Below are 20,213 nucleotides of genomic sequence, written 5' to 3' on the forward strand. Positions count from 1 at the left end.
TCCATGCGCAGAAGATAGAAGAGCAAAGAGAGTACGCGGCTTTGCTCTTTCTTTTTTCCGCGGCCCCGTTTGTGGGGTTACTTTGGAAAGGAAGTGGCTTATTTGGACGAACGAAGACAACGGTTTGAACTGTTGATGAAACAAGTTGACGTGCCCGTCGAGACGATAGCCGCTTTTTTCGGCGACGGGTATATCGAGCAGGTAGAGGTTAGCCGGGCGAACCGCAGTTGGACGATTACGCTGGCGAAACAAACGCTGGTGCCGCGCGATATTTTCCTCTCGTTCTGCAAAATCGTGCGCGACCGGCTGGCCCATTTGGCCGACGTCAAATTCGTGTTTCGCTACGATCCGGCAGCGGTCAGCGCTGCCGCCGTCGTTGACGCATATTGGGGATTGATGCTGGAGTGGCTGCAGCGCGAAGTCGCTTCGATCAACGGCTGGATGAGCAAAGCGCAGGTGGAAGTGACCGATCGTACGGTAACGCTGAAGATGCTGGACCAGATTGGCCTTGATATGGCGAAGAAGAAACAGGTGGACGGTTATGTGCAGCGATTTTTCCGCGAGCGGTTTGCGCTGGAGCTGCAAATCCGGTTTACCGTCAGCGAATCGCGCGAAACGCGCGACGAGGCGTACGAGCAGTTCGCCAAGCTGATCGAGCAGGAAGGCAAATCGGTTACGCAGGAAATGATGGTCGCCATCGAAAAAGAAGAAGTAGCCGTCGCCGATTCGGGCGAAGCGCCGACCAAGCTGTTCATCGGCATCGACATCAAGGACGCGCCCGTGCCGCTGCAGGAAATTCGCGAAGAAGAGAAGCGCGTGACGATCCAGGGCACCGTGTTCGGCCTTGAATCGAAGGAACTGAAAAACGGCTCCACCTTGTTTCTGTTCAACATTACCGATTTTACCGATTCGCTCATGGTCAAGGCGTTCGCCAAAAACAAGGAAGACATCAAAACATACGGCCTGCTCGAGAACGGCAAATGGATCCGCGCCCGAGGCAAAGTCGAATACGACCGGTTCACGAATCCGCCGGAACTGATGTTCGTCCCGCAGGACGTCAGCGAAGTATCGGCACCACCGGAACGCAACGACAAGGCGGCGGAGAAGCGGGTCGAGTTCCATCTGCATACGGCGATGAGCACGATGGACGGCATTACGCCGATCGACCAGTATGTCAAAATGGCAGCCAAATGGGGGCACAAGGCGATTGCGGTATCCGACCACGGCAATGTGCAATGTTTCCCGGATGCGGGCAAGGCGGCCAAAAAGAACGGGATCAAAATGATTTACGGCGTCGAAGCGAACGTGGTCGACGACGGGGTGCCGATTGTAATTCACCCGGATGAGCGAATCATGAAAGATGCGACTTACGTCGTGTTCGACATCGAAACGACGGGGCTTTCGGTGCTGAACAACAAAATTATCGAGCTGGCCGGCGTCAAAATGAAGGACGGCAAAGAAATCGACCGGTTCGCCACATTTATCGACCCGCACGAACGGATTCCGTACCACATCAGCCAATTGACGAATATTACCGACGACATGGTGAGAGGGGCGCCGGAGCTTGCCGAGAAGCTGCCGGAATTTCTCGCTTTTGTCGGCGATGCGGTGCTGGTAGCGCATAATGCAAGATTCGATATCGGCTTCATTCAGGAGAATGCCAAGCGGCTTGGCTTGCCGCCCGTGCCCAATACGGTGCTCGATACGCTGGAGATGGCGCGGCTGTTGTTCCCGTCGCTCAAGAACCACCGGCTGAACACATTGGCCGATAAATTCAAAGTCAGCCTCGAAAACCATCACCGCGCGATCGACGACTCCGTGGCGCTCGGCCATGTGCTCTATGGCCTTATTAATGAAGCAGCCGGTAGAGAGATTGATAGTTTGGCGAAGCTGGACAGCTTTTCCGGGAAAGACTTGTCCAATGCGCGGCCGTTCCACTGCAACATCTACGCGCTGAACCAGGTCGGCAAAAAAAACTTGTACAAGCTGATTTCGCTATCGCATACGGAATACTATAAACGTGTCGCCTGCATGCCGCGAAGCAAGGTGGTCCTTCTGCGCGAAGGGCTGCTGCTCGTATCCGGCTGCGAAAAAGGCGAGTTTTTCGAAACCGTGCTGAACAAGTCGCAGGAGGAGGCCGAGCAGGTAGCCGAGTTTTACGACGCGCTCGAAATCCAGCCGCTCGACTGTTACATGCACCTGGTGGAGAAAGGACTCGTCGGCAGCCGCGACGAACTGGAGCAGGCGGTTCGCCGCATATGTGCGATCGGCGCGAAGCTGGGCAAACCGGTCATCGCCACCGGCAACGTGCACTACTTGCAGCCGCGCGACAAAATATGCCGCGACATCACGATCCACGGCATCACCGGCTTTAGCCCGCTCAAGGAACAGCGCAAGCCGGACGTGCATTTCCGCACGACCGACGAAATGCTGCACGAGTTCCGTTTCCTCGGCGAAGAGAAGGCGTTTGAAGTCGTCGTCACAGCCACGAACGAGTTGGCCGACCGGTTCGAGGAAATCCAGCTGTTTCCGAAGAAGCTGTATTCGCCGATTATCGAAGGCGCGGAAGAAGAGATCGAAACGAAGTGTTATGCGCGGGCGAAAGAGCTTTACGGCGATCCGATGCCGGAGCTGATCGAAGAAAGACTGAAGCGGGAGCTGAAGCCGATCATTGAAAACGGCTTTTCGGCGAACGTGCTTATTTCCGAGCGGCTGGTCAAAAAGTCGAATTCGGACGGCTATATCGTCGGTTCGCGGGGATCGGTCGGATCGCTGTTCGTCGCCAACATGCTGGGCATTTCCGAAGTAAATCCGCTGCCGCCGCATTACTTGTGCCTGTCGTGCCAGCATAGCGAATTTTTCACCGACGGCTCGATCGGTTCGGGCTTTGACTTGCAGGACAAGCCGTGTCCGAATTGTGGCGCAACGATGCGCGGCGAAGGACAGGACATTCCGGCGGAAACGTTCATGGGCTTCACCGGCGAGAAGGTGCCCGATATCGACTTGAACTTCTCCGGCGAATACCAGCCGCAGGCACATAATTTCACGAAAGTGATGTTCGGGCCGGAGAACGTGTTCCGTGCCGGCACGATCGGCACGGTCGCCGAGAAGACGGCCTACGGCTTCGTCAAAAAGTTCGAGGAAGAAAAAGGAAAGACATGGCGCGGCGCCGAAGTCGGCCGGCTCGCCGCCGGCTGCACCGGCGTCAAGCGCAGCACCGGCCAGCACCCGGGCGGCATCGTCGTTGTGCCGGACTACATCGACGTCGAAGACATTACGCCGGTGCAGTATCCGGCCGACGATACGAGCGCCGAATGGAAAACGACGCACTTCGATTATCACGCCTTCGACGAGAATCTGCTCAAGCTCGATATTCTCGGGCACGACGATCCGACGATGATGCGGATGCTGCAGGATTTGACCGGCGTCGAGCCGGGCCAAATCCCGATGAACGACACGAAGGCGATGAGCATCTTCAGCTCGACCGACGCGCTGGGCGTAAGGCCGGATCAGATTCGAACGCCTGTCGCCACGTACGGCGTGCCGGAGATGGGCACGAAGTTCGTGCGCCAGATGCTCGAAGAGACGCGGCCGTCGAGCTTCGCCGACCTGCTGCAAATTTCCGGCTTGTCGCACGGCACCGGCGTTTGGCTTGGCAACGCGCAGGAGCTGATTCGCAAAAACATTTGCACGATCAAAACGGTCATCGGTTGCCGCGACGACATCATGCTGTATTTGATTTACAAGGCGGGGCTGGACAAGGCGCTGGCGTTCAAAATTACGGAGAGCGTGCGGAAGGGCAAAGGGTTGACCGACGATTGGAAACAAGTGATGAAGGAGCACGGGGTGCCGGCGTGGTACATCGACTCGTGCGAGAAGATCGAATACATGTTTCCGCGGGCGCATGCCGCCGCCTACGTCACCTCGGCCGTCCGCACCGCATATTTCAAGGTGTATCATCCGATCGCTTATTACGCGACTTATTTTACCGTTCGTGCCGAAGATTTCGACGTCGAGTTGTTCTGCCAAGGCTACGACGCCATCTTGCGCAAGCTGATTGAAATCGAGGAGAAAGGCTTCCAGGCGCTGCCGAAGGAGAAGGCGATGATTTCCATCCTCGAGATGGCGCTCGAAATGACGGCACGAGGCTTCACGTTCAAGCCGATCGACTTGTACCGCTCGCATGCGACGAAGTTCCAGGTCGACGGCGATGCGCTCATCCCGCCGTTTTCGGCGCTGGCCGGCATCGGCGAAAACGCAGCGAAGCAAATCGCCGCCGCTAAGGATGAGGGGGACTTCCTCTCCGTCGAAGATTTCCAGCAGCGCGCCAAGGCGTCGAAGACCGTCATCGAGCTGCTGGCGCAGCTCGGCTGCTTCCGCGGGTTGCCGGAGTCGAATCAGTTGTCGTTGTTTTAAGGTGCAAATCCCCCGTGTCGCTGTCAGGCGGCATGGGGGATTTTTTGTAGTGGGGGCGCGGGATGTTGTCAAATAGGCCATGTTTAATGGCCTATTCCCTCTAAAACGGGCCGTCGCCTCAAAATAGCCAGTGATTTCACTGGCTATTCGTGTTTATCTGCCCGAATTGAGGCGGTTTGGCCGAAATAACCAGTGATTTCACTGGCTATTTTTAATGAGGCGGGCGAAATGAGGTGAATAAGCCATTTTTAATGGCCTATATTTATAGTTTCGCCGGCGGGTTCATCTTATTTTCGTTTTCGATGGTCTGAAGTTCATTGACGAAGTTGTTTCGATCGAAGGAAAAGGTGCGGTTGATTATTTTCCCGTCTTTGATCTCGAATTTTCCTTGAAACTGCCCCACGACATAATAGTCAAAATCGTTTTTATCCGGACGCTGCCCTTTGTTGGCGGTAACAAATAATACGACCGATTCCTTTTTGGTGAATTTCGGCAGCATGGTTTCATCGGAGGTATAGATCTTATCGTCCGTTTCCCCGCCGTCTACGCGAACTTTAATTTGTTCCCCCGGATTGCCTTTATACACCTTGGTCACTTTTATCGTCGTATCGGTTGCAGGCAGCCCGCGAAAGTCGTTTTGTACTTCCTGCGATATCACTATTCCCTCGATGATTGCATCCGCGATATTCACGAGTTGGTTTTTGCTTAAGGAAACGATGTCGATGCTGGAATCAATGAGTTCTTTCTGCTTATGTTTGCAGGCAGTCAAGATGGAGAGTGCCAAAAACATCGATGCAACGGGTAACACGAGTTTTTTCATCGGAAGTACCTCCTGGCCAAAGTGTATCATCCGATTATGTGTTAAGCGACTTGTTTTGCCATTTGAGCTGAAAATTATGTTGTTGAACTGATTGGTCAAGGGTGCTTTTTGTTGACAAATTCAGACAAACTTTATCTTGACCGCCGGCGACCGGACCGGTACGATGTGTTTTAGGCGGCCATCCTCATACTGGAAAACCAAAACGATTCTTTGTGCCGTACATACCGGTATCGGAGGTAAGCTTGTGCAATCGAAGGTTAAATTGATCACGACGACATCCATCGTCGATGGAATCGACATCGAACGCTATCATGGGGTCGTTTCTGCGCGGGTCGTTGCCGCGACGAATATTTTTTCCGATATTATGGCGGATTTCAGCGATGTGTTTGGCGGAAAGTCCGTGACCTACCAGAAACAATTAAAAAGCATATACGACGAAGCGATCGTATTGCTTTCCGAGGAAGCGGCAAAACTTGGCGCCAACCTGGTGCTCGGACTGAAGGTCGATCATAATGAAATATCGGGTCGCAACAAACAAATGTTTTTCGTCACCGCGACAGGTACGGCAGCCACCGCAAGCTCGTTGTCCGTCGAACCGACCTCCCCGCCGGACGATGTTTCCCGACAAGTCACAGGCCAATGACGGCGAAAAATGGACCTGTGCGTGCGGCAAAACGAACAAATCGTCGCAACGTTACTGCAAATCGTGCGACAACGATGCATTTGGTTTTACGGAAAACGAAGTCAAATCCGGGGAAGTCGCGGCAGAACTGAAGGAGAAAATTTATGTACTGCACCATATTTTTCAAGGGGATTCACAATAGCCGTCATGCGAACAAGCCTTCCAGCGCCGCTTTGCGACTCAGGAAGGCTTTCGCTTGAACCGTCCGCTACTTCCGCGCCTGCGGGAACGGCGGGCAATATTCGTCGCGCGACGAATACGTGTAGATGTGGCACGGCACCGGCACGCAGTGATGCCTGCGGACGACCTCGACATGATGCACGATCTGCACAACTTGCGGGTGGAAGTAATCCTCGTATACGCGCGCAGGCGGATCATAGACCGTTTCGGTCGGGCATTGCGGACATTGTTCCTGATGATGGTGCGCATGAGACAGACTGGACACTCGAGATCATCTCCTTTGGGAATGAATACAGTACCAGTATATGGCGATGCGGGCGAATTGACCTGCACATCCGCCCGGTTTCAGGGCGAATGCGCAAGTTTTTGCCGCTTGCGACGGCGCGTGCGGACATCACCGGAATGAACCCGAACGACGAATTTACCGCTTGCGCAGCAACAATTACCTGTGCTATAATTCTTTTGGTAAGCTTGTGATACGATGATGCTGAGGAGAGTGGGGAAACCCACTCTTTACGTTTTGTCTGGAGTCAATTGCGGTTACGCGGCAAGGGGGTAACAACATTCGTGAGCGTTAAAATCAAATCCGTCGTCGAAGCGATGGTGACGCCGTTTCTGGCGGAGCATCAGTTCGAACTCGTCGATGTCGAATACGTCAAGGAAGGCAGCAACTGGTTTCTTCGCGTATATGTCGACAAGGAAGGCGGCATCGATATCGACGATTGCAGCAGGATCAGCGAATATTTAAGTGCGAAGCTGGACGAGAACGACCCGGTGCCGGACGCTTATTTTCTTGAAGTGTCTTCGCCCGGCGCCGAGCGGCCGCTGAAGAAGGCGGACGATTTCCGCAAGGCCGTCGGCAAGCAGGTGCTGATCACAACCTACGAGCCGATCGGCGGATTGAAAGAGTTCGAAGGCAAGCTGGTCTCGTATGACGAAGCCAGCTTGTCTATCGCTATCGGCAAAAAGACGCATACGCTGCCAACCGATAAAGTAGCCGGCGCGCGGCTTGCCATCGTGTTTTAACCAAATAAGTACGGTAATAATGAAAGGGGGAGCCCCAGGCAAATGAATACAGATTTTATTGAAGCGCTGCACGAAATCGAATCGACGAAAGGAATCAGCAAGGATATTTTGCTCGAAGCGATCGAAGCCGCCCTGATTTCCGGGTATAAGCGCAATTTCAACACCGCGCAGAACGTTCGCGTCGACATCAACCGGCAAACCGGCCTGATCAAAGTATATGCGCGCAAGACGGTGACGGAGGAAGTGCTCGATCCGCGGCTCGACATATCGATTGAAGCGGCGCGCCAAATCAACGCGCTTTACCAGGAAGGCGACATCGTCGAAATCGAAGTGACGCCGCGCGACTTCGGCCGCATCGCCGCCCAGACGGCGAAGCAGGTCGTCACGCAGCGCATTCGCGAGGCGGAGCGCGGGCTCATTTACAACGCGTTTATCGAGAAAGAAGAAGATATCGTCACCGGCATCGTTCAGCGCCAGGACACGCGCAGCATCTTTATCGATCTGGGCAAGGTCGAGGCGGTGCTGCCGCTCGCCGAGCTGATGCCGAACGAGAAGTTCAAGCACGGCGATCGCGTCAAAGCTTACATCACCAAGGTGGAGAATACGACGAAGGGGCCGCAGATCATTTTGTCCCGGACGCATCCGGGGCTGCTCAAGCGATTGTTCGAGCTGGAAGTGCCGGAAATTTTCGACGGTGTCGTCGAAATTCGCTCCGTCGCGCGCGAAGCCGGGTTCCGCTCGAAAATCGCCGTCCACTCGCGCAATCCGGAAGTCGACCCTGTCGGTTCGTGCGTCGGTCCGAAAGGGATGCGCGTGCAGACGATTGTCAGCGAGCTGCGCGGCGAGAAGATCGATATTGTCAGCTGGTCAGAGCAGGTCGACGAGTATGTGGCCAATGCGCTCAGCCCGTCGAAGGTGCTCGAAGTGAACGTATTCGAAAGCGAAAAGATGTGCCGCGTTATCGTGCCGGATTACCAGCTGTCGCTTGCGATCGGCATCAAGGGTCAAAATGCGCGACTCGCCGCCAAGCTGACCGGCTGGAAAATCGACATCAAAAGCGAAACGCAAGCCGAGCAGGAATACGGCCGGCCGAAGTCGTCGACCGGCGAAATGCAGCAGGATTCGGTCAGCATCGAATAACGGCGCCCGGGTTTTAACGGGACTGCCGATAAAGTGGGTGAACAGGATGAAACAGCGCAAGGTGCCGCTTCGGAAATGCGTTGCCTGCCAGCAAATGATGGCCAAACGGGAGCTGATCCGCGTCGTTAGGACGCCCGACGGCCAAATCGCGATCGATCTTTCCGGCAAGAAGTCGGGACGTGGCGCCTACCTGTGCGGCAAGTTGTCCTGTTTCAAGCTGGCCAAGAAGAGCAAAGCGCTTGACCGCGCGCTCAAGCTGCCGGTCGGCATTGACATATACGATCGGCTGGAAGCCGATTTCGTTCGCGTGGAGGACGAGTATTTGGCGACGCGCGACGAGCTCTACGACGATGCGGACGATGCCCATGGACAATAAAGCGAAACTGTTTTCTTATCTCGGATTGGCGACGAGGGCCGGCAAACTGGCCAGCGGCGACGGCGCGGTGCTTGACGCGATTCGCGGCGGCGAAGCGAAGCTGGTCGTGCTGGCGGAAGACGCCTCGGACAATACACGCAAAAAAATAACAGACAAATGCAATCATTATGACGTACCGCTGCTCGTATTCGGCAGCCGAAGCGAACTTGGCGCCAGCACCGGCAAAGAGGAGCGTGTCGTTTTCGCGGTCACGGATTCGGGATTCGCGAAGCTGATTGCAAGGTGCCAGGTAATCCCTGCGGAGGTGGAGTAATTTTGGATAAACAAGACAATAAGGATAAACTGCGCGTGTATGAATACGCGAAGTCGCTCAATATGAGCAGCAAAGAGATCATTACGATTTTGAAACGGTTGGATAAGCCGGTCAATAACCATATGAGCGTCATGGAAAACGATGCGGTCGAATCGGTCGAGAAGTTTTTCCGCGACGTGAAGGCAAATGCGGCGGCGAAGCGGGCAGCGGCGGAAAATGCGGCCAACTCGGGAGCGGCGTCGAACCGTGGCGGCCAATCGGCGACGGGCACGCAACCGCGCCCGCAGCAGCAAAGCGGCGGCCAGCGCCCGCAAGGCCAATCGGGCCAAGGCGGACACGGCGGCGAATCGCAGCGCCAAGGGGATCGTCCGCAAGGCGACCGCCCGCAAGGCCAAGGCGGGTTCCAGGGCAACCGCGGCGACCGCCCGCAAGGGGATCGTCCGCAGGGCGACCGCCCGCAAGGCGACCGCCCGCAAGGTGACCGTCCGCAAGGCCAAGGCGGGTATCAAGGCAACCGCGATCGCGGCGACCGCCCGCAAGGGGATCGTCCGCAGGGCGACCGTCCGCAAGGTCAAGGCGGCGGCTACCAAGGCAACCGCGGCGACCGTCCGCAAGGTCAAGGCGGCGGCTACCAGGGCAACCGCGGCGACCGTCCGCAAGGTCAAGGCGGCGGCTACCAAGGCAACCGCGGCGACCGTCCGCAAGGTCAAGGCGGCGGCTACCAAGGCAACCGCGGCGATCGTCCGCAAGGTCAAGGCGGCGGCTATCAAGGCAATCGTCCGCAAGGCGACCGTCCGCAAGGCCAAGGCGGCGGCTACCAAGGCAACCGTGGCGACCGTCCGCAAGGTCAAGGCGGCGGCTATCAAGGCAATCGTCCGCAAGGCGACCGTCCGCAGGGCCAAGGCGGCGGGTTCAATCGTCCGCAAGGCGATCGTCCGCAAGGCCAGGGCGGCGGGTTTAACCGTCCGCAAGGTCAGGGCGGATTCAACCGTCCGCAAGGCGACCGTCCGGCCATGGGCGGACAGCGTCCCGCAGGCGGCGCCGCGGGTCGTCCGGGCGGCCAGGCGCGTCCGGGTGGCCCAGGCGGTGCCGGCGGCGGGTTCAGCGGCGGCGGCCAGGGTGGCGGCTTCGGAGGCAACAGAGGCGGCGGTGCGGCAGGCGGCCGCGGGCCGGGCCAACAAGGCCAGAACCGGTATGCCGATTCCCGTCCTTCGCGTCCGGCTGCTCCGGTACCGTCCATCAATGACGGTGACGACGAGAATCGCCGCAGCGCCAGAAAGCCCGGCGGCGCCAAACGATTTGACGACAACAGAGGCGGACGCGGCGGCAAAGGCAGAGGCGGCAGGCAGCAGGTGCAGGTGCGCAAGGAAAAAATCGACAACACGCCGAAAAAAATTATCGTGCGCGGCGCGATGACCGTCGGCGAACTGTCGAAGCTGCTGCATAAGGACGTATCGGAAGTTATCAAAAAACTGTTGTTCCTCGGCACGATGGCAACGATCAACCAGGAGCTTGATCTGGATGCGATCCAGTTGGTCGCAACGGAGTTTGGCGTGGAGATCGAGCTTAAGATCCGTGTCGACGAGGACAATTTCGAATTGATCGAAGAGAAAGACGAAGCGGAAGATTTGCTGGAGCGCGCGCCGGTGGTGACGATTATGGGTCACGTCGACCATGGCAAAACGACGCTGCTCGACGCCATCCGTTCCACGAACGTTTCGGAAGGCGAAGCGGGCGGCATCACCCAGCATATCGGCGCTTACCAGGTCGAAACGCACGGCAAGAAGATCACTTTCCTCGATACGCCGGGCCACGAAGCGTTTACTTCGATGCGTGCCCGCGGCGCGCAAGTGACCGACATTACGATTATCGTGGTGGCGGCCGACGACGGCGTCATGCCGCAAACGGTGGAAGCGATCAACCATGCCAAAGCGGCGAACGTGCCGATTATTATTGCCGTCAACAAAATTGACAAACCGGACGCCAATCCGGACCGCATCAAGCAGGAATTGACCGAATACGCGCTCGTACCGGAAGAATGGGGCGGCGATACGATTTTCGTCAATGTGTCGGCGAAGCAGCGCATCAACCTCGATCAGCTGCTCGATATGATTTTGCTGGTGGCGGAAGTGCAGGAGCTGAAGGCGAACCCGAACAAACGCGCCAGAGGCACGGTGCTCGAAGCCGAGCTCGACAAAGGCAAAGGCCCGGTAGCCCGCGTGCTGATCCAGCATGGGACACTGCGGGTGGGCGACAGCTTCGTGGCGGGCGTCTGTTTCGGACGCGTGCGCGCCATGGTCAGCGACAAGGGCAAACGGCTCAAGGAAGCGGGGCCGTCGACTCCGGTCGAAATTACCGGTTTGACGGAAGTGCCGCTCGCCGGCGATCCGTTCCTCGTGTACGAGGACGAGCGCAAGGCGCGCGAAATCGCCGACCGCCGCGCCACGACGCTGCGTCAATCGGAGATTACCGCGAACACCCGCGTCACGCTGGACGATTTGTACAAACACATCAAGGAAGGCGACATCAAAGACCTGTTCGTCATCATCAAGGGCGACGTGCAGGGCTCCGTCGAAGCGCTTAAAGGCTCGCTCGAGAAGATCGAGGTCGAAGGCGCGCGGGTCAAAATCCTGCATGCCGGCGTCGGCGCCATTACGGAATCCGACGTTACGCTGGCGACCGCTTCGAATGCGATCGTCATCGGCTTCAACGTGCGGCCGGAACCGACCGCCAAAACGACCGCCGAGCAGGAGAAGGTGGACATCCGTCTGCACCGCGTCATTTACAGCGCCATCGAGGAAATCGAACAGGCGATGAAGGGCATGCTGGATCCGGTGTTCAAGGAAGTCGTCATCGGCCAGGCGGAAGTGCGCAACCTGTTCAAAGTGACGAAAGTCGGCACGATCGCAGGCTGTATGGTCATTTCCGGCAAAGTCAGCCGCAACGCCGAAGCGCGCGTCATTCGCAGCGGTATCGTTGTGCACGAGGGCAAGATCGATTCGCTCAAACGGTTCAAGGACGACGCGAAGGAAGTCGCGCAAGGCTACGAGTGCGGCATCACGCTCGAACGGTTCAATGATCTCAAAGAAGGGGATATTATTGAAGCGTTTGTCATGGAATCGGTTGAGAGGTGATTGAATTGGCCAAAGTGCGAACCGGCCGCGTAGGCGAGCAGATCAAAAAAGAATTGAGCCAAATTTTGCAATTCGAATTCAAGGATCCGCGTCTTGGATTCCTGACGATAACCGGCGTGGAAGCGACCAACGATTTGTCCCAGGCGAAAGTGTATTTGAGCGTGCTAGGTACGGATCAGCAGAAGAAAGACACGCTCAAGGCGCTTGCCAAAGGAAACGGCTATTTGCGCTCCGAGCTTGGCAAGCGGATTCGTCTGCGGGTCGTGCCGAAGCTAATTTTCGTGTTCGACAGCTCGATCGCTTACGGAAGTAAAATCGAAGCGCTGCTTGCGCAATTGAACGAGGGGAAAGCGGAGCTATGAGTTCGGAAGCTACGACGCCTTATCGCGAGCAGCTGGCGGAAGCGGCACGGTTCTTGCGCGATCACGACGATTATCTCGTCGTGTCGCACGTGACGCCGGACGGCGACGCCGTCAGCTCGACGCTTGCCGCGGGGCTGATGCTGCAGCAGCTCGGCAAGCGGTACGTGATGATCAACGAAGGAAATTCGCCGCGCAAATTCGACTATTTGTCCGGTTACGAATCGATCGTGAATTACAGCGCGACCGCCGTGGATCGAACGTTCGCAAACGTTATCAGCGTCGATTGCGCGGACTTCAAGCGCGTCGGCACCGTCAGCAAGCTGTTCGCGGACGAAGTGTCGCTGCTGAACATCGACCACCATCCGACGAACGACGCGTTCGGCTCGGCGAACCTGCTTCGGTTCGACGCGGCGGCCACGGCAGAAATTTTGTACGATCTGGCGTGCGTTATCGGCGCCCGTTGGACAAAGGAATTGAGCGATTGCATTTATACCGGCCTGCTCACGGATACCGGAGGCTTCCGATACGCGAACACGACGCCGAAAGTGCTGCAGATCGCTTCGGAAATGCTGCAGTACGGCGTCAACGGCAACGAACTGGCCGATCATCTGCTGGAGAAGCTCAGCTACTCGCACGTCGCTTTGCTGCGCAAGGCACTGACGAGTCTGGCATTTACGGACGACAAGCGGATCGCCTGGGTTCGGGTTTCGGCGGCGGATATTGAAGAAGCGCAGGCGTCGAACGAAGATTTGGAAGGACTCGTCAATTATCCGCGCAATATCGAAGGGGTGGAGGTCGGACTGCTGTTCAAGCAGGTCGTCCCCGACCGCTACAAGGTGAGCATGCGTTCGGCCGGGCTTGTTGACGTTTCGGCGATTGCGAAGTCGTTTGGCGGCGGCGGCCATGTCCGGGCAGCCGGCTGCACGCTTGTCGGCGAACTGCCGGAAATCGTCGAGCGGGTCGTGACGGCAGTCGCCAAGGAGCTGTCATGACGCTTGACGGTGTACTGCCGGTGCTGAAACCGGTCGACTTCACCTCGCACGACGTGGTGGCCAAAGTGCGGCGCCTGATCGGCGTCAAGCGGATCGGCCATACGGGCACGCTCGATCCGAAAGTGACCGGCGTGCTGCCGCTTTGCATCGGCAAAGCGACGCGCGTCGTCGAGTATATCCAGGACTTGCCGAAATCGTACGAGGCGGAACTGGCGATCGGCATCGCCACCGACACGGAAGATTTGACTGGCGAACCGGTGATGCGTTTGCCGGGCGTAAAGCTGACGGAGGCGCAGGTCCGGGAAGCCGTGTTGTCGTTTGTCGGCACGATCGATCAGATCCCGCCGATGTATTCGGCGGTCAAGGTGGACGGCAAACGGTTGTACGAGCTTGCCCGTCAAGGACGGGAAGTCGAACGCAAGCCTCGCTCCGTCACGATTTATCGGATCGAAATCACTCAACTGGAATTGGAGCGGGATTATCCGCTGATTCGTTTTGCCGTTGATTGCTCCAAGGGAACATACATCCGCACGCTGTGCGCGGATATCGGCCGCAAGCTGGGCGTTCCCGCTGCGATGGCGTCGCTGGTGCGCACGTCTTCGGGTTCGATGACGCTGCCGATGTGTCTGACGCTCGAGGAGATCGAGCGGCTGGCGCAAACCGGCGATCTGGCGCCGCGGCTCATACCGGCCGATCGGGCGATCGGTCATTTGCCTGCGTGCACGGTCGCCGATGCCGACGCGTTGCGTGCGCAGCAAGGGCAAAAAATCAACCTGCCGGTATCGGCCCGATCGGAGGTTCCGGCATTCGGCGAAGACGCCGCGGAACCGGGCGAAACGCAGCCGGTTTGGCGCGTCTATGCGGCGAAGGGCGACTTCGTCGGGCTGTTCGCGCCGGATCTTGCGCGCGGCCTGCTCGTGCCGGTGAAGGTATGGAATTAAGTTGCCTCGCAGATTGAAGCCAGGGGGTCGCATTGCATGCATATTTACGAACTGACGTGGCCGCAGCCGTTGCCGCAGCCGGGGATGCCGTCAGCGCACGTCGTGGCGCTTGGCGACTTCGACGGCATGCATCTCGGCCACCGCGAGGTGATCGGCCGCGCGCTTCGGACCGCGCGTTCGCTTGGTTTGCCGGCGACGGTCATGACCTTCGATCCGCATCCGCGCGCCGTGCTCGGTCAGAGCAAATACGAGCAGTCGCTGACGCCGCTGCCGGACAAGCTGGAGCTGCTGCGGGACATGGGGATCGACTGCATCTACGTCGTGACGTTCGACCGTACGTTCGCCGCGCTGAGCCCGGCGCAATTCGTCGAGGAAGTATTAACGCCGCTCGGCGTCAATACGGCGATCGTCGGCTTCGACTTCACGTTCGGCCATTTGGGCGCCGGCACCGCCGATTCGTTGACCGATCTGGCGCACGGCCGGTTTACGGTCGAAGTGGTGCGGCCGTATCACCTGCACGAGATCAAGGTCGGCAGCACGGTCATCCGCGAATACGTGGAATCCGGCCAGGTGGACCGGGCGGCCGAGTTGCTCGGGCGACCGTACTGCATCCAGGGGACGGTTGTTCACGGTCATGCCAGAGGGCGCACCATCGGTTTTCCGACCGCCAACATCGCGCCGCATGAACTGTACGTGATGCCGCCAAACGGCGTGTACGCCGTTCATGCGCACGTAGGCGGCCACACATATGGCGGCGTCATGAACATCGGCTTGCGGCCGACATTCAAGGACGGCGACAGCAGCGTGTCGCTCGAGGCGCACTTGTTCGATTTTGACCGTGATATTTACGGCGAAACGATAGCCGTTTCGTTCGTGCGCATGCTGCGCGGCGAACGCAAATTTCCTGCCGTCAGCGACCTGATCGCCCAGATCGGCCGGGATTCCGACGAGGCGAGGCGGCTGCTGGCCGAACGGCCGCCGGGCATCAACATCGGATAGACCGCGCTCCGGCGAGCCGCGCGGAAATGCCGGTTGCTTCACCGCTATCATTCATGCTATACTGTTGTTCGGTCGTGCAAGAACAAGACCATGGGCGGATTCGCTCCGCTAAACCTCGGCATGGATGCGCGCTCTCACCGGCGGCTTCTGGGCTGAAGGGGATCATTCAATCGATGAAGGAGGTGAACGGTATGGCACTTGCTGAAGGTCGTAAACAGCAGCTGATTCAGGAGCACAAGGTCCACGAAACGGACACCGGTTCTCCCGAAGTTCAGATCGCGATTCTGACCGAAAACATTGTCAACCTGACGGATCATTTGCGCACGCACAAGAAGGATCATCATTCGCGCCGCGGATTGCTCAAGATGGTCGGACAACGCCGCAAACTGCTCGCGTACTTGAAGAACAAAGACGTGAGACGTTACAGCGCGCTGATCGAGAAACTCGGGCTTCGCCGCTAATGACATTAAGCAACCGCGTGTTACCGTACCGGACAGCCGGCTGCGGGAACCGGGTTGCTTTTATTTTTGTTCCCGCTCTCCCCGTTTATTTCACGATCAAAGCAGGAAATACTAGTAAGCATGTTGAACATATATGAGATTTACATAACGTCGTAAGGTCGTTCACTTGTATTTGAACGACCACTTTAAGGAGGGAAACGATGGAGAAGAAGATACAAATCGACCTAGGCGGCCGGCCGCTTATTCTCGAAAGCGGGCGTTTGGCCAAACAGGCGAACGGGGCGGTAATGGCCCGTTACGGCGACACCGCCGTACTTTGCACCGTAACGGCATCGAAGGATCCGAAGGACCTTGATTTTTTTCCGCTGACCGTGAACTATGAGGAACGGATGTACGCCGTCGGCAAAATTCCCGGCGGGTACGTGAAACGCGAAGGGCGTCCTTCGCAGAAGGCGATTCTCGCCAGCCGGCTGACTGACCGTCCGATCCGGCCGCTGTTCGCGGAAGGGTTCCGCAACGACGTGCAGATCGTGAACCTGGTCATGAGCGTGGAGCAGGACAACTCGCCGGAAATTACGGCCATGATCGGCACTTCCGCGTCGCTCGCCATTTCCGACGTGCCGTTCGACGGTCCGATCGGCGGCGTTGTCGTCGGCCGGGTGGACGGGCAGTTCGTCATCAACCCGACGGTGGCGCAAGCGGCCGTCAGCGAACTGTATCTCGTGGTGGCGGGCACGAAAGACGCGATCATGATGGTTGAAGCGGAAGCGCACGAGGTGCCGGAAGAAATCATGCTCGAAGCGATCATGTTCGGCCACGAAGCGATCAAAACGATCGTCGCCGCCATCGAACAATTCGTCGCGGAAGTCGGCAAGCCGAAGATGGAAGTACAGCTGCATACGGTCGATGCCGAAGTGAACCGCGCCGTGCGCGACTATGCGGAAGCCCGTCTCGTCGAAGCGGTGCGCATCGCAGAGAAGCATGCGCGGCAGGATGCAATCGACGCGATCGAAAGCGAAACGGTCGAACTGTTCAAGCAGCAATATGCCGAAACGCCGGGCCGCATCGCCGATGTGAAGGAAGTGCTGCACGATATCGTCAAGGAAGAAGTGCGCCGCCTGATTACGCACGACAAGGTTCGTCCGGACGGCCGCGCCTTGAACGAAATTCGCCCGATCGAATGCGACACGGGACTGCTTGCGCGTACGCACGGCACGGGGCTGTTCACCCGCGGGCAAACGCAGGCGCTTAGCGTTTGTACGCTTGGCGCGCTCGGCGACGTGCAAATTTTGGACGGCATCGATCTCGAGGAAAGCAAACGGTTCATGCACCATTACAATTTCCCGCCGTTCAGCGTCGGGGAAGCGCGGCCGCTTCGTCCGCCGGGACGCCGCGAAATCGGCCACGGTGCGCTTGGCGAACGGGCGCTCGAGATGGTTATCCCGGACGAATCCGTGTTTCCGTATACGATTCGCGTCGTCTCCGAGGTGCTGGAATCGAACGGTTCGACTTCGCAGGCGAGCATTTGCGCGGGCACGATGGCGCTGATGGACGCGGGCGTGCCGATTAAGGCGCCGGTAGCGGGCATCGCGATGGGGCTGATCAAGGACGGCGACCACGTGTCGATTCTGACCGACATTCAAGGGATGGAAGACCATCTCGGCGATATGGACTTCAAAGTGGCGGGAACCGCAACGGGCGTAACGGCCATTCAGATGGACATCAAAATCGCCGGCATCAGCCGCGAAATTTTGGCTGAGGCGCTGCAGCAGGCGAAGGAAGGCCGCATGTTCATTCTGGGCAAAATGCTGGCCCACATCGCCGCGCCGAAGAAGTCGCTTTCTCCTTACGCGCCAAAGATCATCATCATGCAAATCCATCCGGACAAAATCCGCGACGTCATCGGCGCCGGCGGCAAAATCATCAACAAAATCATCGACGAAACCGGCGTCAAAATCGATATCGAACAGGACGGCAAGGTGTTTATCGCCTCTTCCGACGAAACGATGAACGAAAAGGCCCGTTCGATCATCGAAGGCATCGTGCGCGAAGTGGTCGTCGGCGAAGTATACCTTGGCACCGTCAAACGGATCGAAAAATTCGGCGCTTTTGTCGAAGTGCTGCCGGGCAAGGAAGGGCTCGTCCACATTTCGCAGCTGGCTAACGAACGGGTAGCGAAAGTGGAGGATGTCGTCAGCCTGGGCGACAAAATTACGGTCAAAGTGACCGAAATCGATCAGCAAGGCAGAGTCAACCTGTCCCGCAAAGCGACGCTGGAGCAGAAGCCGGTCACTTCCTAACGGATGTTGACCGGTTTTCCGGCCCGGTTCGAAGAGTAGCGAAGCGAGCCGTATAAATCCATTTTACCGAAAGAGCCAGCGAATGTCTGACTCTTTTTGCTTTTTCTGGCGAAAGTCGCCAATCGGTCTATTCCGGACGCCCGGCTCATATAGATGAATGCGGCGGAGTAGGCGCCGTCTATTTGAATTTAGCTTGTGTTCGTGCTACATTCATCTGTAACGGTTGCCCAAAAGTGCCGAAGCTGCGGCAACCCGTTTAGGAGGACCTGACTTGATCAAACACCACTTATCCAACGGCATGCGCGTTGTGATGGAGAAAATTCCAACCTGCCGCTCGGTTTCATTCGGCATTTGGGTAAAGACGGGCTCGCGCAACGAGCCGCTTCCGCTGAACGGCGTTTCCCATTTTATCGAACACATGCTGTTTAAGGGAACGGACCGTTATTCGGCCAAAGATATCGCCGACGTCTTCGACGGGATCGGCGGCAACGTCAACGCGTTCACGACGAAGGAGTATACGTGCTACTACGCCAAGGTGCTGGACGAACATTTGCATATCGCCGTCGACGTGCTGGCCGACATGGTGTTTCATTCGCGGCTGGATACGGAAGAACTGGAGAAGGAACGCAACGTCATTCTCGAGGAAATCGCGATGTATGACGATACACCCGACGACCTCGTTCACGATTTGTTGGCCAAAGCGGCTTACGGCGACCATCCGCTCGGCTTGACGATTCTCGGCACGGAACCGAATTTGCGCTCGCTCTCTGCTTACGAGCTGCGCGACTACATGGACCGCCATTATTCGGTCGGCAATTTCGTCATCGGCGTGGCCGGCAATTACGGCGACGATTTGCTCGAGCTGCTGGAGCGGCATTTCTCCGGATTCGCCAATGTCGGCGAGCCGTTCTCCTGCGACCCGCCGGGCTTCGTCGGCGACTCGTTGTTCCATTCGAAGAAGACGGAGCAAAACCATATTTGTTTTTCGTGGCCGGGCTGTTCGATCGGCGACGAGCGGTTATACGGAATGATTCTGCTCAACAACGTCATCGGCGGCGGAATGAGCTCGCGTCTGTTCCAGGAAATTCGCGAGAAGCGCGGCATGGCGTATTCGGTTTATTCGTATCATTCGGCCCATCTCGACAGCGGTCTGTTCACCGTCTACATCGGCACGGCGCCGAAACAAACGGAGGAAGTGCTCAAGGTGTCGATGGACGTCATCGGCGATGTGATCGGCCAGGGCGTGCTGGACGCCGAACTGCGCCGGGGCAAGGAGCAACTGAAAGGCAGCTTGATCCTCGGCCTGGAAAGCACGAGCAGCCGGATGAACCGCATCGGCAAAAACGAGCTGATGCTCGGCAAGCACAACACGATGGACGAAATTATCGAACGCATCGAGGCGATTCGCATGGAAGACATCAAGGCATTAACGAACGAGCTGTTCGCACAGCCGTTTGCTCTCGCCATGGTCGGGCAATCGGACAAAGCCATTCAATCGTTTGGGAGGGATCAGCTTGTCGTACGGCGTTCAACTGAAACGACTGCCGGGCAATGAGGATGTGCCGTTGCCGCGAAAAATGTCGCTACTTGCCAGCGGCTTCGATATTCACGCGGCTGTGGAGGGGCCGGTAGTGCTGCATCCGGGGGAACGAATGCTGATCCCGACCGGCTTCGCGATGAGTATGCCGGCCGGGCTGGAAGCGCAGATTCGCCCGCGCAGCGGGCTGGCGCTCAAGCACGGCATCACGTCGCTGAACACGCCGGGCACGATTGACGCCGACTACCGCGGCGAAGTGAAGGTGCTGCTCATCAATCACGGACAAGCGCCGTTTACGATCGAGCGCGGCGAACGGATTGCGCAAATGGTGTTCCAGCTTGTGCCGGAAATCGCGCTGACGGAAGTGGACGAGCTGTCCGATACGGAGCGCGGCGGCGGCGGGTTTGGACATACGGGTTCGAAGTAAATATGGTTTGTTGTGCCCCGCGGGCTAAGAGCGGGGCTTTTTTTATGCGTCCCAGCCTCGTCGATTATGCCCCTCCGCTTATCCAACCAACTGTCGCCGGCCGTGGC

Annotated in this window: 17 protein-coding genes; 15 read left to right on the forward strand and 2 right to left on the reverse strand. The window is 57.7% G+C overall.

Features of this window, described 5'->3' with window-relative positions; translation table 11 throughout:
• The first annotated feature begins 93 nt into the window (after positions 1–93).
• Positions 94–4,416: a PolC-type DNA polymerase III gene (locus EXY20_RS02450; protein ID WP_135547226.1), complete on the forward strand. Its 4,323-nt coding sequence runs from the start codon at positions 94–96 to the stop codon at positions 4,414–4,416.
• Positions 4,417–4,678: 262 nt separating this feature from the next.
• On the opposite strand, the gene EXY20_RS02455 is transcribed toward EXY20_RS02450, so the two are convergent.
• The gene (locus EXY20_RS02455) at positions 4,679–5,236 is read right to left on the reverse strand and encodes a hypothetical protein (RefSeq protein WP_135547228.1); all 558 of its coding nucleotides are present in this window, start codon (positions 5,234–5,236) and stop codon (positions 4,679–4,681) included.
• A 244-nt stretch (positions 5,237–5,480) separates the two neighbouring features.
• Here EXY20_RS02455 and EXY20_RS02460 point away from each other — a divergent pair, with 244 nt between their 5' ends.
• The gene (locus EXY20_RS02460) at positions 5,481–5,879 is read left to right on the forward strand and encodes a YbjQ family protein (protein ID WP_167858941.1); all 399 of its coding nucleotides are present in this window, start codon (positions 5,481–5,483) and stop codon (positions 5,877–5,879) included.
• Positions 5,880–6,126: 247 nt separating this feature from the next.
• On the opposite strand, the gene EXY20_RS02465 is transcribed toward EXY20_RS02460, so the two are convergent.
• The gene (locus tag EXY20_RS02465) at positions 6,127–6,363 is read right to left on the reverse strand and encodes a hypothetical protein (protein ID WP_235885311.1); all 237 of its coding nucleotides are present in this window, start codon (positions 6,361–6,363) and stop codon (positions 6,127–6,129) included.
• 302 nt (positions 6,364–6,665) lie between these two features.
• Here EXY20_RS02465 and rimP point away from each other — a divergent pair, with 302 nt between their 5' ends.
• The 13 genes from rimP (at position 6,666) to dut (ending at position 20,106) form a co-directional block, all read left to right on the forward strand.
• Positions 6,666–7,124, forward strand: a complete 459-nt coding sequence (gene rimP / locus EXY20_RS02470) for a ribosome maturation factor RimP (protein ID WP_135547232.1) — start codon at positions 6,666–6,668, stop codon at positions 7,122–7,124.
• Positions 7,125–7,166: 42 nt separating this feature from the next.
• Positions 7,167–8,264, forward strand: a complete 1,098-nt coding sequence (nusA, locus tag EXY20_RS02475) for a transcription termination factor NusA (RefSeq protein ID WP_135547234.1) — start codon at positions 7,167–7,169, stop codon at positions 8,262–8,264.
• A gap of 46 nt (positions 8,265–8,310) precedes the next feature.
• Entirely contained in the window at positions 8,311–8,640 is a 330-nt protein-coding gene (gene rnpM, locus EXY20_RS02480; RefSeq protein WP_135547236.1) for an RNase P modulator RnpM, read from the forward strand.
• On the forward strand, positions 8,615–8,953 hold the full coding sequence (locus tag EXY20_RS02485; RefSeq protein ID WP_235885312.1) for a YlxQ family RNA-binding protein: 339 nt from the start codon (positions 8,615–8,617) through the stop codon (positions 8,951–8,953). Before rnpM ends, EXY20_RS02485 begins: the two co-directional genes overlap by 26 nt.
• Before the next feature lie 2 nt (positions 8,954–8,955).
• The gene (infB, locus tag EXY20_RS02490) at positions 8,956–12,087 is read left to right on the forward strand and encodes a translation initiation factor IF-2 (protein WP_135547238.1); all 3,132 of its coding nucleotides are present in this window, start codon (positions 8,956–8,958) and stop codon (positions 12,085–12,087) included.
• 5 nt (positions 12,088–12,092) lie between these two features.
• Positions 12,093–12,449: a 30S ribosome-binding factor RbfA gene (gene rbfA, locus EXY20_RS02495; RefSeq protein WP_135547240.1), complete on the forward strand. Its 357-nt coding sequence runs from the start codon at positions 12,093–12,095 to the stop codon at positions 12,447–12,449.
• Positions 12,446–13,441, forward strand: coding sequence for a DHH family phosphoesterase (locus EXY20_RS02500; RefSeq protein WP_135547242.1), 996 nt, complete (start codon positions 12,446–12,448; stop codon positions 13,439–13,441). The genes rbfA and EXY20_RS02500 overlap by 4 nt, the downstream gene beginning before the upstream one ends.
• The gene (truB, locus tag EXY20_RS02505; protein WP_135547244.1) at positions 13,438–14,382 is read left to right on the forward strand and encodes a tRNA pseudouridine(55) synthase TruB; all 945 of its coding nucleotides are present in this window, start codon (positions 13,438–13,440) and stop codon (positions 14,380–14,382) included. The genes EXY20_RS02500 and truB overlap by 4 nt, the downstream gene beginning before the upstream one ends.
• Before the next feature lie 36 nt (positions 14,383–14,418).
• Entirely contained in the window at positions 14,419–15,381 is a 963-nt protein-coding gene (locus EXY20_RS02510; RefSeq protein WP_135547246.1) for a bifunctional riboflavin kinase/FAD synthetase, read from the forward strand.
• Positions 15,382–15,572: 191 nt separating this feature from the next.
• Positions 15,573–15,842, forward strand: coding sequence for a 30S ribosomal protein S15 (gene rpsO / locus EXY20_RS02515; RefSeq protein WP_135547249.1), 270 nt, complete (start codon positions 15,573–15,575; stop codon positions 15,840–15,842).
• A gap of 200 nt (positions 15,843–16,042) precedes the next feature.
• The gene (gene pnp / locus EXY20_RS02520) at positions 16,043–18,142 is read left to right on the forward strand and encodes a polyribonucleotide nucleotidyltransferase (RefSeq protein ID WP_135547251.1); all 2,100 of its coding nucleotides are present in this window, start codon (positions 16,043–16,045) and stop codon (positions 18,140–18,142) included.
• A gap of 271 nt (positions 18,143–18,413) precedes the next feature.
• The gene (locus EXY20_RS02525) at positions 18,414–19,697 is read left to right on the forward strand and encodes a M16 family metallopeptidase (protein WP_135547254.1); all 1,284 of its coding nucleotides are present in this window, start codon (positions 18,414–18,416) and stop codon (positions 19,695–19,697) included.
• Positions 19,657–20,106 carry a dUTP diphosphatase gene (gene dut / locus EXY20_RS02530; protein ID WP_135547256.1) on the forward strand — a complete coding sequence of 150 codons (450 nt, stop codon included), beginning with the start codon at positions 19,657–19,659 and terminating at the stop codon, positions 20,104–20,106. The genes EXY20_RS02525 and dut overlap by 41 nt, the downstream gene beginning before the upstream one ends.
• Positions 20,107–20,213: the final 107 nt, after the last annotated feature.

The sequence above is a fragment of the Paenibacillus cymbidii genome (assembly GCF_004764705.1).
GTDB classification, from domain to species: Bacteria; Bacillota; Bacilli; order Paenibacillales; family NBRC-103111; genus Paenibacillus_AN; species Paenibacillus_AN cymbidii.

Bases quoted from the DNA above. Each gene is read 5' to 3' on its own strand.
- EXY20_RS02455 (WP_135547228.1), bottom strand. From the start codon at position 5,236: ATGAAAAAACTCGTGTTACCCGTTGCATCGATGTTTTTGGCACTCTCC.
- nusA (WP_135547234.1), top strand. From the start codon at position 7,167: ATGAATACAGATTTTATTGAAGCGCTGCACGAAATCGAATCGACGAAA.
- rnpM (WP_135547236.1), top strand. From the start codon at position 8,311: ATGAAACAGCGCAAGGTGCCGCTTCGGAAATGCGTTGCCTGCCAGCAA.
- EXY20_RS02485 (WP_235885312.1), top strand. From the start codon at position 8,615: ATGCGGACGATGCCCATGGACAATAAAGCGAAACTGTTTTCTTATCTC.
- EXY20_RS02500 (WP_135547242.1), top strand. From the start codon at position 12,446: ATGAGTTCGGAAGCTACGACGCCTTATCGCGAGCAGCTGGCGGAAGCG.
- truB (WP_135547244.1), top strand. From the start codon at position 13,438: ATGACGCTTGACGGTGTACTGCCGGTGCTGAAACCGGTCGACTTCACC.
- EXY20_RS02510 (WP_135547246.1), top strand. From the start codon at position 14,419: ATGCATATTTACGAACTGACGTGGCCGCAGCCGTTGCCGCAGCCGGGG.
- rpsO (WP_135547249.1), top strand. From the start codon at position 15,573: ATGGCACTTGCTGAAGGTCGTAAACAGCAGCTGATTCAGGAGCACAAG.
- pnp (WP_135547251.1), top strand. From the start codon at position 16,043: ATGGAGAAGAAGATACAAATCGACCTAGGCGGCCGGCCGCTTATTCTC.